At 52.6% G+C, this 14307-nt stretch carries 18 protein-coding genes; 16 read left to right on the forward strand and 2 right to left on the reverse strand.

Annotation, left to right across the window (positions count from 1 at the left end; genetic code table 11):
- Positions 1–62: 62 nt before the first annotated feature.
- The 9 genes from pfkA to ISF27_RS08175 all read left to right on the forward strand — a co-directional run bounded on the left by pfkA (position 63) and on the right by ISF27_RS08175 (position 8573).
- Complete coding sequence (gene pfkA / locus ISF27_RS08135) at positions 63–1037, forward strand: 6-phosphofructokinase (RefSeq protein ID WP_194610994.1); 975 nt, start codon at positions 63–65, stop codon at positions 1035–1037.
- Positions 1038–1054: 17 nt separating this feature from the next.
- Positions 1055–1480 (forward strand): DUF6145 family protein, encoded by a 426-nt coding sequence (locus tag ISF27_RS08140; RefSeq protein ID WP_456236838.1) that lies wholly within the window; start codon positions 1055–1057, stop codon positions 1478–1480.
- The gene (gene dusB, locus ISF27_RS08145) at positions 1477–2436 is read left to right on the forward strand and encodes a tRNA dihydrouridine synthase DusB (RefSeq protein ID WP_328701563.1); all 960 of its coding nucleotides are present in this window, start codon (positions 1477–1479) and stop codon (positions 2434–2436) included. The genes ISF27_RS08140 and dusB overlap by 4 nt, the downstream gene beginning before the upstream one ends.
- A gap of 458 nt (positions 2437–2894) precedes the next feature.
- The gene (gene greA / locus ISF27_RS08150) at positions 2895–3374 is read left to right on the forward strand and encodes a transcription elongation factor GreA (RefSeq protein ID WP_235986116.1); all 480 of its coding nucleotides are present in this window, start codon (positions 2895–2897) and stop codon (positions 3372–3374) included.
- A gap of 9 nt (positions 3375–3383) precedes the next feature.
- Positions 3384–4892 carry a lysine--tRNA ligase gene (gene lysS, locus ISF27_RS08155; protein WP_194610998.1) on the forward strand — a complete coding sequence of 503 codons (1509 nt, stop codon included), beginning with the start codon at positions 3384–3386 and terminating at the stop codon, positions 4890–4892.
- A 267-nt stretch (positions 4893–5159) separates the two neighbouring features.
- Positions 5160–6569, forward strand: a complete 1410-nt coding sequence (locus ISF27_RS08160; protein WP_194611000.1) for a zinc-ribbon domain-containing protein — start codon at positions 5160–5162, stop codon at positions 6567–6569.
- A 3-nt stretch (positions 6570–6572) separates the two neighbouring features.
- Entirely contained in the window at positions 6573–6734 is a 162-nt protein-coding gene (locus ISF27_RS08165; protein WP_194611002.1) for a hypothetical protein, read from the forward strand.
- Positions 6735–6865: 131 nt separating this feature from the next.
- A complete protein-coding gene (locus tag ISF27_RS08170) occupies positions 6866–7687 on the forward strand; it encodes a ParA family protein (RefSeq protein ID WP_194611004.1) in 822 nt (273 codons plus the stop codon).
- On the forward strand, positions 7644–8573 hold the full coding sequence (locus tag ISF27_RS08175) for a ParB/RepB/Spo0J family partition protein (protein WP_194611005.1): 930 nt from the start codon (positions 7644–7646) through the stop codon (positions 8571–8573). Before ISF27_RS08170 ends, ISF27_RS08175 begins: the two co-directional genes overlap by 44 nt.
- A 292-nt stretch (positions 8574–8865) precedes the next feature.
- On the opposite strand, the gene ISF27_RS08180 is transcribed toward ISF27_RS08175, so the two are convergent.
- Positions 8866–9282 (reverse strand): YjdF family protein, encoded by a 417-nt coding sequence (locus tag ISF27_RS08180; protein WP_194611007.1) that lies wholly within the window; start codon positions 9280–9282, stop codon positions 8866–8868.
- Positions 9283–9636: 354 nt separating this feature from the next.
- Here ISF27_RS08180 and ISF27_RS08185 point away from each other — a divergent pair, with 354 nt between their 5' ends.
- Both ISF27_RS08185 and ISF27_RS08190 read left to right on the forward strand, forming a co-directional pair.
- A complete protein-coding gene (locus ISF27_RS08185; protein ID WP_194611009.1) occupies positions 9637–10092 on the forward strand; it encodes a GNAT family N-acetyltransferase in 456 nt (151 codons plus the stop codon).
- A gap of 23 nt (positions 10093–10115) precedes the next feature.
- Positions 10116–10382: a hypothetical protein gene (locus ISF27_RS08190; protein ID WP_194611011.1), complete on the forward strand. Its 267-nt coding sequence runs from the start codon at positions 10116–10118 to the stop codon at positions 10380–10382.
- Positions 10383–10442: 60 nt separating this feature from the next.
- Here ISF27_RS08190 and ISF27_RS08195 read toward each other — a convergent pair whose 3' ends face one another.
- On the reverse strand, positions 10443–10703 hold the full coding sequence (locus tag ISF27_RS08195) for a hypothetical protein (RefSeq protein ID WP_194611013.1): 261 nt from the start codon (positions 10701–10703) through the stop codon (positions 10443–10445).
- 17 nt (positions 10704–10720) lie between these two features.
- Between ISF27_RS08195 and ISF27_RS08200 the strand changes: the two genes are divergently transcribed.
- The 5 genes from ISF27_RS08200 to ISF27_RS13155 all read left to right on the forward strand — a co-directional run bounded on the left by ISF27_RS08200 (position 10721) and on the right by ISF27_RS13155 (position 14306).
- Positions 10721–10960: a hypothetical protein gene (locus ISF27_RS08200; protein WP_194611015.1), complete on the forward strand. Its 240-nt coding sequence runs from the start codon at positions 10721–10723 to the stop codon at positions 10958–10960.
- A gap of 1 nt (position 10961) precedes the next feature.
- Entirely contained in the window at positions 10962–11609 is a 648-nt protein-coding gene (locus ISF27_RS13345) for a DUF7007 domain-containing protein (protein WP_235986118.1), read from the forward strand.
- The gene (locus tag ISF27_RS08210; protein ID WP_235986119.1) at positions 11606–12553 is read left to right on the forward strand and encodes a hypothetical protein; all 948 of its coding nucleotides are present in this window, start codon (positions 11606–11608) and stop codon (positions 12551–12553) included. Before ISF27_RS13345 ends, ISF27_RS08210 begins: the two co-directional genes overlap by 4 nt.
- Positions 12550–13095 (forward strand): hypothetical protein, encoded by a 546-nt coding sequence (locus tag ISF27_RS08215; RefSeq protein WP_194611016.1) that lies wholly within the window; start codon positions 12550–12552, stop codon positions 13093–13095. Before ISF27_RS08210 ends, ISF27_RS08215 begins: the two co-directional genes overlap by 4 nt.
- Positions 13096–13952: 857 nt before the next feature.
- A complete protein-coding gene (locus tag ISF27_RS13155) occupies positions 13953–14306 on the forward strand; it encodes a TnpV protein (protein ID WP_207727419.1) in 354 nt (117 codons plus the stop codon).
- The last annotated feature ends 1 nt before the right edge of the window (position 14307 follow it).

The raw sequence follows: 14307 nt of genomic DNA on the forward strand, positions 1-14307 counted from the left end.
CCGAGGCGGATGATTTAAAATCAGAAGCGGAATGTTAAAAAAAAATCAGGAGGTTGCGGCCCATGGCAAAGAAAATCAAGACGATCGGTGTGCTGACCAGCGGAGGCGACGCGCCCGGCATGAACGCCTGCATCCGGGCAGTCGTGAGGACAGCGATCAATAACGGTCTTAAGGTCAAGGGAATCATGCGCGGCTACGCGGGACTTCTCCAGGAAGAGATTGTGGATATGAACGGCCTCAGTGTCGCGGATATCATCGCCCGGGGCGGCACCATCCTCTATACCGCCAGGTGCCCGGAGTTTATGACCGAGGAAGGCCAGAAGCGCGGCGCGGAGATCTGCCGGAAGTACGGCATCGAGGGCCTCATCGTCATCGGCGGCGACGGTTCCTACCGCGGCGCCGGAAAGCTCTCCGCCCTCGGCATCAACACCATCGGGCTTCCGGGAACCATCGACCTGGACATCGCCTGCACGGACTATACCATCGGCTTCGATACCGCCATCAATACCGCCATGGAGGCCATTGACAAGGTCCGCGATACCTCGACCTCCCACGAGCGCTGCTCGATCATCGAGGTGATGGGCCGCCATGCGGGCTATATCGCCCTATGGTGCGGCATCGCCAACGGCGCTGAGGACATCCTCCTGCCGGAGAAATACGACGGTGATGAGCAGGCGCTGATCAATAAGATTATCGACAGCCGCAAGCGCGGCAAGAAGCACCATATCATCATCAACGCGGAGGGCATCGGCCATTCCGCTTCCATGGCCCGCCGGATCGAGGCCGCGACGGGCATCGAGACCCGGGCGACCATCCTCGGCTACATGCAGCGCGGCGGCTCGCCGACCTGCAAGGACAGGGTTTACGCCTCCATCATGGGATCCAAGGCGGTCGACCTGCTGATCCAGGGCAAGACCAACCGGGTGGTGGCGTACAAGCACGGCGAATTTGTCGATTTCGACATCCAGGAAGCGCTTGCCATGAAGAAGGAGCTGCCGCAGGATGAGTATGCGATCAGCCGGATCCTCATCCGATAAGGCAGGGCAGTCAGTTTATGGAAAATCACGGGACAGGCGGGGCAGACAGCACCCGCAGGGAGTTTGAAGAAAAAGCGGGGATGGAGGACGGCAATATCGTCCTCTGCGGCGCGAGCTCCTATACACAGAAATATTTTCTCAATCCGCTCTTTGCGAAGCTTCCCCAGGGCGTCCAGGACGATCTGAAAATCATGTGTGTGACGTTCACCGCGCAGATCGGCGGGACGATCCTCCTGGAATTCACCCCGGAGGGAAACCTGGAATTCCGCACCGAGGCGGAGGAGAATGATTACCTTTATGACGAGATCGGAAGCGGCCTCCTGATCGAGCGGATGAGAAAAGAGCGCCGGGAGCTGCTTCAGGCATTGGAAATGTTCTACCGCGTCTTTGTTCTCGGGGAACCTCTTGAGGATGACGGCGGGGAGGACGGAGAAAACGAGTGAAAATCGGAAATATCGAGTTGCAGAATAACGTGGCGCTGGCTCCCATGGCCGGCGTCACGGATCTGCCGTTCCGGCTCCTCTGCAGGGAGCAGGGATGCGGCCTCGCGTGCACGGAGATGGTGAGCGCGAAGGCCATTTTTTATCACAACAAAAATACGGCGCAGCTGATCGCCACGAGGCCGGAGGAGGCGCCGCTGGCGGTCCAGCTGTTCGGCTCGGATCCCGCCATCATGGCGGAGATGGCAGCCTTACTGGCGGACGGGCCTTATGACATCATTGATGTCAACATGGGCTGCCCGGTTCCGAAGGTGGTGAAGAACGGCGAGGGCTCCGCCCTTATGCGGAATCCCCGGCTGGCGGCGGAGATCATCCGCGCGATGGTGTCCCGGGTAAAAAAGCCGGTGACGGTCAAGTTCCGGAAAGGATTCAATGACCAGGAGGTCAATGCGGTCGATTTCGCGAAGTGCATGGAGGATGCCGGAGCAGCGGCAGTCGCGGTTCACGGGAGAACCCGGGAACAGTATTACCGGGGGAAGGCGGACTGGGACATCATCCGGCAGGTGAAGGAGGCGGTGAATATCCCCGTGTTCGGGAACGGGGATATATTCCAGCCGGAGGACGCGGTGCGGATGCTTCGGGAGACCGGCTGCGACGGGGTTATGATCGCCCGGGGAGCCAAGGGCAACCCGTGGATCTTCCGCCGGACGGTTCACCTGATCAGGACCGGGGAGCAGCTTCCCCTGCCCACGAAGGGCGAGGTGAAGGCGATGATTCAGCAGCACGCCGCGATGCTGGCGGAGTTCAAGGGCGAGCTGACCGCAATGCGGGAAATGCGGAGCCATGTGGCGTGGTACACGGCCGGGTTCCCCAACTCCGCCGCCCTCCGGAACGAGGTCAGTCAGGTGGAGACGATGGAGGAGCTGATGGGGCTGCTGGAAAAGTTCGCCGGGGAGTGATGCGGGAATCTGTAAAGATCAGGCAGGGAGGAAAAAATGCTGACAAACTTTAGGGAAATGCTGCAGAACGCCTGGAAAGGGCACTATGCGGTCATCCGGGAGGCAATTGAAGCCGATGGGAGGAAGAAAAATGAATAATCTGACAATCGGACTGGGCTTAACCATTGTCTGCATAATCATTGTGGCATTTCTGTGTGCCAGGGTTCCTGAAAAAAATGACGGAAAGAAGAACATCTGATCGCCGGGCAGAATCTTGATGACAGGGCAGTCCTGAACAGTTGCCCGGGGACATAGCTGTCCGGAACCCCGCGGTTTCTAGCTTGACAATCCGCGGCTAGTTCCCTATAATTTCAAAGTATGTAACTTTCCTGAAGGCAGGCATCCGGCAGCGAATGCCTGTCTTTCGTGCACGATTTCCCTTATTTCCGAATGGGGATGAAGTTTGGAGGAATGCTGTCTTGGATAAGAAAACCATTTTAACAAGTGCGGGTCTGAAAAAATATCAGGAAGAGCTCGAGGATCTCAAGGTTAACCGCCGTCATGAGATCGCCGAGAAGATCAAGGAAGCCAGAGAGCAGGGCGATCTGTCCGAGAACGCGGAGTACGATGCGGCGAAGGATGAGCAGCGCGATATCGAGGCCCGGATCGAGGAGCTTGAGGCGCTCCTGAAAAATGTCGAGGTCGTTGACGAGGGGGATGTCGGCACGGACAAGATCAGCGTCGGCTGCCAGGTCAAGATTCTGGACATTGACGAGGATGAGGAGATGGATCTCAGCATCGTCGGCTCCAGCGAGGCGAACAGCCTGCAGAACCGCATTTCCAACGAATCCCCGCTCGGGCGCGCCCTTCTCGGCAGAAGCAAGGACGAGGTTGTGGACGTGGAAACGCCGGCAGGGGTTTTCCAGTATAAAGTACTTGACATCAAGAAGGTATCTTAAGGAGCGGACATGGGCCAGAATGAGAATCAGCAGAATAAGAACAACGCGGCGCAGCAGGACATCAGCCAGCTTCTGAAAGTCCGCCGGGACAAGCTAGCCGAGCTTCAGGCGGCCGGAAAGGATCCCTTCAAGATCACGACCTATGATCAGACGGCGCACAGCGCTGAGATCAAGGAAAATTTCGATACGATGGAAGGGAAAGAGGTCTCCGTCGCCGGAAGGATGATGGCGAAGCGTGTGATGGGCAAGGCATCGTTCTGCAATGTGCAGGACAAAGAGGGAACCATCCAGTGCTATGTCGCCAGAGATGAGGTCGGCGAGGATCCCTATAAGGATTTCAAGAAGTTTGATATCGGCGATATTATCGGGGTGAAGGGCTATGTCTTCCGCACCAAAACGGGGGAGACCAGTGTCCATGCGAAAGAGATCACGCTGCTCTCCAAGAGCCTGCAGATTCTCCCGGAGAAATTCCACGGCCTGACCAACATGGATCAGCGCTATCGCCAGAGATATGTTGACCTGATCATGAACCCGGAAGTGCGGGACACCTTCATCAAGAGATCCCAGATCATCAAGGAGATCCGCAGTTTCCTGGACGGCAGGGGATTCATGGAAGTGGAAACCCCGATGCTGGTGGAAAATGCCGGCGGTGCCGCGGCGCGCCCGTTTGTGACCCATTACAATGCGCTGAATGAAGACCGGAAGCTGCGCATTTCCCTGGAGCTTTATCTGAAGCGCCTGATCGTCGGCGGTCTTGAGCGTGTTTATGAGATCGGCCGTGTATTCCGCAATGAGGGACTGGACACCAAGCACAATCCGGAGTTCACCCTGATGGAGCTCTATCAGGCATACACCGATTATAACGGGATGATGGAACTGACCGAGAGCATGTTCCGCTATCTCGCACAGAAGGTTGTCGGCAGCGAGAAGTTCCAGTACAACGACACCGTCATTGACTTCGAGAGCCCGTTCCGCAGGGTTACGATGACTGAGGCGGTAAAGGAATACTCCGGTGTGGATTTCGACCAGGTCGAGACGGACGAGGACGCGAAAAAGATCGCCGCGGAGCACGGTATCGCGTATGAGGACCGCCACAAGAAGGGTGACATCCTCAACCTGTTCTTCGACGAGTATTGCGAGGCAAGGATGATCCAGCCGACGTTTGTCACAGATCACCCGATTGAGATTTCCCCGCTGACCAAGAAGAAGCCGCAGGATCCCACCAAGGTGGAGCGCTTCGAGCTCTACATCTACGGCAGGGAAATGTGCAACGCCTACTCGGAGCTGAACGATCCGATTGACCAGCGCGAGCGCTTTGCCGCGCAGGATGCCCTGTCTGCGGCCGGTGATGAGGAAGCGCAGCACACGGACGAGGATTTCCTGAACGCCTTGGAGATCGGCATGCCGCCCACAGGCGGTATTGGCTACGGAATCGACCGTCTTGTCATGCTGCTGACCAATGCGCAGGCCATCCGGGACGTTATCCTGTTCCCGACAATGAAGTCCATCAGGGAGTGATGATGCCCGGAAAACCAGTGTTTATGCGGGTTTGAGAAGATGAAGGAGCCGCAGATTTCTACATCTTACATCAAACTTACATCAAACGGTGCAGAAAACCATGCAAGAGAAAAACAATCGTACATTTGCTTTCAAGAAAGCCCTGAGAAATCAATATTCTCGGGGCTTTTTCAGGCTTGAAAATACATGCCGGAAGAATTCGCAGACTATATCCTCCCCTCATATTCCTCTATACTCTGTATAGAACGATAGGGGAGGTGTGAATCTATGGACAACAGTTTTGCTTCGGTTCACCCGGAGCTTGTTGGTGAATGGTCAGAGCGAAATACTCAGCTGTCTCCGGATAAGGTTACATATGGATCAAATAAAATAGTATGGTGGAAAGCAAGCTGCGGCCACGAATGGCAGGCAAGCCTGAAAAGCCGTTCTGCCGGTGAGAGTTGCCCGATCTGTTCCGGGAAAAGAGTCGTTCCGGGAATCAATGACCTGTCTACCCTAAAGCCGAGGCTGGTACAAGAGTGGTCTGATCTGAACGAAATAAAACCAACCGAAGTTGGCGTCGGATCACATAAGAAAATTTTGTGGCATGGCGTCTGCGGACACGAATGGACGGCTTCCGTAAAGAGTCGTGTTAATGGCAGCGGCTGTCCATACTGTTCACACAATAAAGTACTGGCTGGTTTCAACGATCTCGCTTCTCGGTATCCTGATGTCGCGGCGGAATGGTCTGATAGAAATGCTCCTTTGCAGCCGACAGAGGTAACCGCATTTGCCAACCGAAAGGTCTGGTGGAGATGCCGGGAGGGTCACGAGTGGCATACGCTGATTTCGACCCGCTCTGGAGGAAGCAAATGTCCATATTGCAGTGGGATCAGGCTGTTAACTGGATTTAACGATCTTGCGACAAGGTATCCGAGACTTGCGGATGAATGGTCCGGAAAAAACGAGCCGCTGATGCCGAATATGATCAATGAAAAATCCAGGAAGAACATATGGTGGCATTGCAAGAAATGCGGCTTTGAATGGAAAGCAGTCGTGTATTCACGTGTCAGGGGCAGCGGCTGTCCGGTATGCGCCGACAGACAGATCATGAGTGGGTACAACGATCTTGCAACGACAAACCCACATCTTCTTTCTGAGTGGGATTATGAAAAGAATACGACGATCAGTCCGGAAATGGTTTCAGCAAACTCTTTGAAAAGTGTTTGGTGGAGGTGCGGCTGTGGACATTCGTGGAAAGAAAAAATCCAAAAGCGGGTATTTGAAGGTGAGGGATGTAAAGTATGTGAGCATGAGTTTCAAAGCGTATTACCCCAGCTGGCAATCAAGTATTATGCCGAAAGGAACGGGCTGAGAACCCGGTTTTATGCCGCTGAAGTTATCGGATTACCTCTTGATGCTTATATTCCGGAAGAAAGACTTGCTATTTCTGTCCATACAGAAACGGAGGCAATGGAAAGAGTAAAAGAGTATTTATGCCGACAGAGGGGAATTCGTTATATAAAGATGCCATATAGGAATCGTAGAGATGTATCAGGCTACATGCATGATATTATGACGGTGTTTCAGATAGCGCATATTTACTTTTCAACGGATGTTGACAGAGACCTTGTTTATATCAGAACCCGATTTATGGAATGGAGAATCAAACAGAAGCTTTTGCAGACAGGAGGATAAATTATGTGGTGGAAAAAGAAAGAAAAGTATTATCTCTATCTTACATACAATGAACTGCGGGTCGTCATGGCCAGCCTGGTCCATTGCAAAAACAAGCTGATCCGCGAAGGCAGGTACACCGACTGTATCGACGAAATGATCGTGAAGATAGCCAGCCTGATGTGAAAGCCTACAATTACATACCGTTTCTTTGAGAGCCGCTTATTCTAACGCAGAGTAAGCGGCTTTTTCCATTTCCGTACATAGCCGCCTGTTGCCGCAGGCGGCTAAATCTATGAAAAGGAGGAAGTCATGCAATGGCAAACACAAAGGTTATCGTCGTAGCCAATCAGAAAGGCGGTGTCGGCAAAAGTACGTCTGTGTACTGTATCGGCGCGGGGCTTGTCACCGCTGGGCACAAAGTCCTGCTTGTGGATGTGGACCCGCAGGGCGATCTGACAAAGATGCTGGGCCAGCGTAAGCCCCATGAGCTGTCGCTGACCCTGGCAAACAAGATGAATGATGTTGTTGCAGGTATCAACGCTGCGGAACATCCGGAAGTTATGCACCATGCGGAGGGCTTTGATTTCATCCCGGCCAACCGGACGCTCTCTGCCGTAGAGGTGGGGCTGGTCAACGTGATGAGCCGGGAAACCGTGCTGCGGCAATATCTGGACAACGTAAAGAAGAATTACGACTATGTGCTGCTGGATTGTCGTCCGTCCCTCGGTATTCTGGTCATTAACGCCCTGTCCGCCTCAGATTATGTTCTGATTCCTGTGCAGGCAGATTACCTTGCGGCGGAGGATATGACGGAGCTGATCGGCACGGTGCAGAGTATTAAAAGACAGATCAATCCCAAGCTAAAGGTGGGCGGCGTGTTCCTGACGATGGCGAATGAAACAAATTTCCGCAGGGATATTGTGAAATCCGTCCGTGAGAACTTCGGAAAATATCTTCCAGTCTTGCAAACCGTTATCCCCTCTACGGTGCGTCTGGCAGAGATCAGCACCGCAGACAAAAGTATCTTTTTACATGAACCAAAAGGGAAAGCGGCGGACGCCTATCGCAGTCTGGTGAAGGAGGTGATGAGCATTGGAGAAAAAGAGCGCAGCCGAGCTTCTGACCTCGATAGATGATCTTTTTACCACGCAGGCAGAACGGGACGAGGCAAAACGGGAAACAGTAAAGAGTATTCCCATATCAAAAATCAGTGACTTCCCGAATCACCCCTTTAAGGTGCGGATGGATGAAGCCATGTTGGAAATGGCAGAAAGTGTAAAGCAGTACGGGGTGCTTGTTCCGGCAATGGTACGTCCCAAGCCAGAGGGCGGCTATGAGATGGTGGCCGGACACCGGCGCAAGCTGGCCGCGGAATTGGCGCAGCAAACGGAAATCCCATGCCTTGTCCGCGAACTTACCGATGATGAAGCCGTAATTATCATGGTGGACAGCAACTTGCAACGGGAAAAGATCCTGCCATCGGAGAAAGCCTTTGCATACAAAATGAAGCTGGAAGCTATGAAACGACAAGGACAACGCGGCGACTTAACTTCGGACCCATCGGGGCCGAAGTTGCATTCACGATCAAATGAGGAATTGGCAGCAAGTAGTCCGGATGGAAAAACACAAATACAACGCTATATACGCCTGACATATCTTATCCCACCTTTGTTAGACATGGTGGACGAAGGCAAGATCGCCATGAGGCCAGCCGTGGAGCTGTCCTACCTACCCGAAAACGAGCAGACCGCCTTACATGAAACGATGGGAATGGAGGATTGCACCCCTTCCCACGCACAGGCCATCAAGCTGCGTAGATTCTCAGAGGAAGGGAAGCTGAATGAGGAGGTGGTCCTGTCCATCATGCAGGAAGAAAAGCCAAATCAGAAGGAACAGGTGCGGATACCGAGAGACCGTATCAGCAAGTATTTCTCGCCGGGGACGCCCGCAAAGACCATTGAAGATACCATCATCAAGGCGTTGGAGCTTTACCGAAAGCGCCAGAGAGACAGGGAGAGATAAGACCATTACCGCCAAGGGGGACGTGTGCCCTGTTGTTGGAAAACGTCTGTGTTTTGTTTCCCCCTCTCCACACCTCACCCCCTGTTACCAGCTGTACCAGCTGAAAAAAGAAAACTGACGACTTTCACTTCCTGCGGGATTGCCGACACGGAGGCTTTTCTTTTTCAGCCGGTAGGCAACATTGGCAAGACAAATGCCAGACCACCCACCAGAGAACGATGCGCAGAAAAACAGCGGCCATACCAGCAAGAGGATGGTCGCTGTTTTGAGCAAAGAAAATGGGATTTTGCAGTCAATGACCTCTGTGCTTCTGCTTACGCTTTTGCTGCTTCAGGTCAAACTGACGCTGCTTTTCCGCTTCCTTCTGTTCCTTGCTCTGTTGTTTGCGTTCGGTTTTGGATTCCTCCAACTGCAACTGTAAAGCCTGCTGTGATTTTGTCCCGACACCGTTGTTCTGCAACTGCTTTCTTGCGTTTCTCTGTCTGCGTTTCGGATTGTCAGCAACCTGCTTTACGTTAGTGGAGACGGGTGGGCTGAATTTGAGTTCGTAGTAGTGGTGAAGTATGAAGTCGTACACTTCATAATTCTTTGGCTCTGCGCCAAACGTGACTTTGGAAACCGTCAGCTTTCCGTTCTCGATCCGCTCAAAGACTCCGACCCAAAACGGTGGATCGAAAAATACGGTCAGCTTTCCACTTGCCTGTTCCATGAAGATCCCTCCTTAGATGTGGTACAGGCAAAGAACGGACAACCCAAGGAGGGAGGGTTACTTACCCTGTCAGGATGGACAGGACGGCCGGGCTACCTACCGGCTCTGGCACGCGGAAAAGGCGTGCGTTGCGTTTTTATCTTTGCTTTGCAGCTTCCGTCCGGCATTACCATACCTGGAATCTGCAAGATCATTATAACAGGAAAACAGGGACAATTCTATATGAGAATTAGCAATAGTTCCGATGCTCCAATGCCCTATCCCGGGACGCCAGAGGCCAAAGGATAGAATTGTTCACATTTCTATGCTATACTAACTAAAATATTGGCAAACTGGGACCTGAGAGGATCACTCATGGATATAAGATTTGAAAAAGGGATAAGCAAAGACAACGTTCTACTTTTGTGTGAGTGGTCTAATGAAAAGGGAAAAGAATTTCAAGAGCAATGGATGGGACCAAAGATTTCTTATCTCCTGAATTATGAAAAGATTAAAGAACTGGAAAATGTTTTTTCTATCTTCGATGAAGAGAAGTTTATCGGGATGATACAAGAAGTACGAATCGACAAGGATAATGTTCACATAGGGAGATTCGTATTGGATCCCCGAAAAACCGGATTAGGTCTTGGAACAGAGGCGATGAAGGGATTTGTGGACTTCATTTTTGAGGATGCCAATATTAAAAGTATCTCTTTAACAGTTTTTGATTTCAATCAAAGCGCAAAGAGACTCTATGAGAAACTTGGTTTTGAAATTGAAGAGGTAATTGAAACTCCAAAACGGAAATACATTATGAAAAGGTTTAGATAAATCGTCAATTTGAGGAGGACGTAATGAACAACAAGTTTAGTACAATAGCATTGATTCTCGCTGGGTTAGTTTGCGGGTTTCTAATACTTGAATGGTTCAATCCTACATCATCACTTACAATATTTCTGTCAATGGTAGCTGTTGCTGTGATAGATATTGCCCTTGCCATAATGGGTATAAGAAAACAGAAATCTGCACTAAGCATAATTGCATTAGTAGCCGCTACGGTATCGGCAGGAATTATGATTATAATACTTGGGATAATGCTCATTATGGGGAGGGGGGCATAATAGCAAATTCCAGTTGAACTATCAACATAGGGGTGGCGGTCAATAATGCTGTTGTCCTCTCTAATTAAAAATTGAAAATTCACCGCCCATCATGGCGGCACACGAAGCAGTAAGTCTTTTAAGAAGATTTACTGCTTTTTTGTTGCCCTGCAAAGAAGGTAATTTCACGGAAAGGAGGCTGTCAGAATGGATACGAAAACCATCGTTGGAATCGTGCTTGTTGTCGCGGTTGCCGGTGCGCTGGCGTTCCTGAAGATCAGGTCCAGACGCAAGTAAACACCCTGGGCGGCGTACTTTGCCGCCCATTACATATCCCATCAAGAAAGGAGATTTTCGATATGAAACGAGAACGATTTGAGCAACGACTTTTTCGTATCTTTGCCGAGGCCGGGTATTCCCCGGTGCAGCTTCTGACCGTCACACCGGAGGAGATGATGGAGATACCGGGGATCACGGTGCCGAATATCCGTGCTGTCCTCTGTGTACAGAACAAGGTGCTGTCGGAAAAGAACCGGAACCGGGCAGGCAGCCTTCTGGAAAAGGCTCTGCGGGAGATCAAAGAAAGCGAGGGACAATGACATGAGTTTACGAATCAATGAAGGATATATCATCACCGACTCCATCCATATCGGTGACTATGAGTTTGTGCTTGGCGTCAGCCAGCATATCGCCAATGACTTTGTGACATGGCGCTGCAATAACGGCAACTATTACTATTGGGGGCACTACCACAATGACCTGTTCAGCGCAGAAAAAGACCTTGTGGAGCGCGCCGCAGAGAAGGTGCGGGAGCTACAGGAGGTGCTTGACGCAAAAAAAGCAATGGAGCCGACCTTCTCCCCGTGGGGTGAGGTGCAGACCTGCAAGGAACTCTGCCGCGGCGTTTATTCCGTCAGCACGGCGGGACATGGCGGCCTTATGGCACATCTGGATGTGGCGGACAAGGTTTTTTCCGTAGCTGCCCAGAAATGCGGCTTTACAGAGGGACGCTATCTCTGCTTTGAGGAGGACTGTGACGAACAGGTGGCACTACGGGAGCTGATGGATAAAAAGCTGTTCAAAGCGCCGGTCAATGACCAGTTTTCTCCGGGACAGTACGAAAAGGTGATCGACTCCAGCATTCAGGCATATCATCCGGATTACTGGAACTTCCGTAAAACCCACTTGCTGAAAGCTTTGGAGAATGGTGGAAACATGAAAAAGAAGGAAAAGGAGCGTGAGCGATGATGGAACTGCAAATCAGAGAAATGACGCCTCAGGAGCGGCATTACTGCTATTCCCAGAGCGCCCAGATCGAGGCGCAGACCGGCTGCATCGGCCATCTGCGGGCAGATATGGACAGCAACGGCAAGGGATTCTTCTCCTCTTGGACGGATCACCGCGACGACCTGAAAACACAGTCATTCAAGGATGAATTTGATGAAGTTCTCAATGCTCTTCGCTTTGAGAGCGACTATGGCGGCATCCTGAAAGACCGGAACAGCCTTTCACGCTACTGCTACAGCCACCCGGAAGCCAGCTTTGGGAATGACCGGGAGTGGGGCTTCCGTGCGGATACGCCCGATTATACCTATATGCTCCGGCTAAATCCCCATAAAGGCGAGTACAACCTGTACTGCTACTGCTTCCAGCGCGTTTGGCTGGAGCAACATATGAAGTGCGCAGAGAAAGGCATCCGCTTTATTACCCCGGATTACCGGGAGAGGTTTAAGATCGCGGACGGCGAGCAGATCCGGATCACGGGCCAGGATGGCACAAAACGAGACTGCGTCTGCCGGTATATTGACGACTACCACCTGGAAGTCGGAAGCAACCTTTATCATATCTGTGAGCTTGCCGAGCGTCTGGAACAGGCAGGTAATACAGTCATCCCTCTGCGTGCAGACCTCCCGGAGAAATGCTTTGTCTATGTGGAATCCACAAACGAGATCGGGATCGTCACGAAAGGCGAAAAAGGATATATCCCGCTTGGACAGAAACCGGAGGGCGTTTCTGTCCGGGAGGGCGCTGCGCTTCTCAACGAGACACAGGGCGTCACCAAAGCACAGGCGGAGGCCATGAAAGCCGGTTCCCTGTTTGGCTGGGATACGCCTGCTGCGGACCCGAAGAACTATGACGGTGCCGGGAAACCCCTCCGGCCAAAGCACAGAGAGCGAGGCGAGGCGCGATGAAAGCAGAAAAGCATATCATCTGGAGCAACTACTTTCTGGACTATGACGACTGGAAGGCTGACCTTGAGGAACTGTATCCGGACTTGTCCGAGGACGAGCGCATCTCCCTGATGTATGAGATCAACAACGACTATCTGAGCGATGAGCGCATCAACCTCAACATCCAGCTGGACCGCCCGATTTTAGTAATCGGGGATCTGGGCCTCTGGAATGGTCGTCGCAGCGGATATAAGGAGATCGAAAGCGGCAACATCCGGGATTGCCTGTATGCCGACACGGATTACAGCACCTGGTACGTGGATAAGCTGGGCGACCTGCGGTGTGACGCCATCCACCATGACGGCACCAACCACTACCTCTACCGAGCCTATAAGGACGGTGTGAGTGAGTCCCAGATCGACTTGCTGAAAGAAAAACTATACTACGGAACGGCGACCCGCGCCGATATAACGAGAGTGACCCGCAGACTGGGCGACGACATCGCCAAAGTCTACGGGTTTTCCATTCCCCGGCAGCGGCAGAGCACGGAACTGCAACGATAAGGAGGCGTAAGCGATGGCAAGAAGATACGAGCTGATCACAGAGCTGTATGAACGCACAAGGGCGGCAGTTACGTCACCTCAGGAGTGGCAGAAATTCCTCGCCACGGCCTGCCGGAACTATAAGCTCCCCTTTGACGAGCAGCTCCTGCTTTTCGCCCAGCGCCCGGATGCCACCGCTGTATTGGAGATCGAGCGATGGAACAAACAGTTTGGGCGCTGGGTCAACCGTGGCTCGACGGGGATTGCGGTCTTTGACCGGAACGCTCCCGGACGGGCACGGCTGAAATACTACTTTGACATCTCCGACACCCATCCGGGACGCTTTGCAAGGCGCGTTCCGCTCTGGCAGGTTCGCTCGGAGCATGAGGCGGAGATCACGGAGGCTCTGGAAAACAGCTTTGGCGAGCTGGCGGACAAGAGCAGCTTTGCCGAAGCCCTGCTGTCTGCAGCGAAGAACGCCGTGGAGGACAATCTTCCGGATTACTTCTCGGAGCTGAAATATTACAAGGAAAACAGTCTGCTGGAAGAGTTGGACGATTTCAATCTGGAGGTCTCCTACCGGAACGCGGTGAGAAACAGCGTGGGCTATATGCTCCTTGCCCGGTGCGGTATCAATCCGGCCCTATACTTTACCGATGATGATTTTCGAGACGTGATTGATTTCGATACGCCGCAGGTCTTAAACGCTTTGGGCGTGGCTACCGGCGACATCGGGCAGATGTGTCTTTCAGAGATTGCCCGTACCGTTACGGCGCTGGAGCGGCAGGTAAGTTTGAATCGCACAGTTGCAGAACTTCCGGAGGATGCTTATCCTATAACCGGAAACAGGACTATAACACAGGAAAGGAGCGATCTACATGAACGGGATCACATACAGAACGCAGGACGGCTATCGGCTTCCGAACCTGCTTCCTCCGCAGGAGCCGGAGGTAACGATTGGGAAATACGGCCTGCTGCGCAGGAGGTTCCTGCAGGAGCATCGCAGGGTGATGTTCACCAACCTGTTGACCAGCGGCAAGCTGACAGAGCATCTGCAGGAAATCGAACAGGCGGCCAGGAGCCGGGTGGAACAGATCACGGAACAGATGGCGAAAGCCGAGGGCGTGACGGAGCAGATGAAGGCCGCCGACCAGATGAAGTGGGTGGGGCTGATGAACAGCATCCGGCAGGCCGCGGAGGAGACCGTACTGGAGGAACTGATCTACAGCTAAA

The sequence above is a fragment of the Clostridium vitabionis genome, assembly GCF_015351765.1.
Classification (GTDB): Bacteria; Bacillota; Clostridia; order Lachnospirales; family Lachnospiraceae; genus Clostridium_R; species Clostridium_R vitabionis.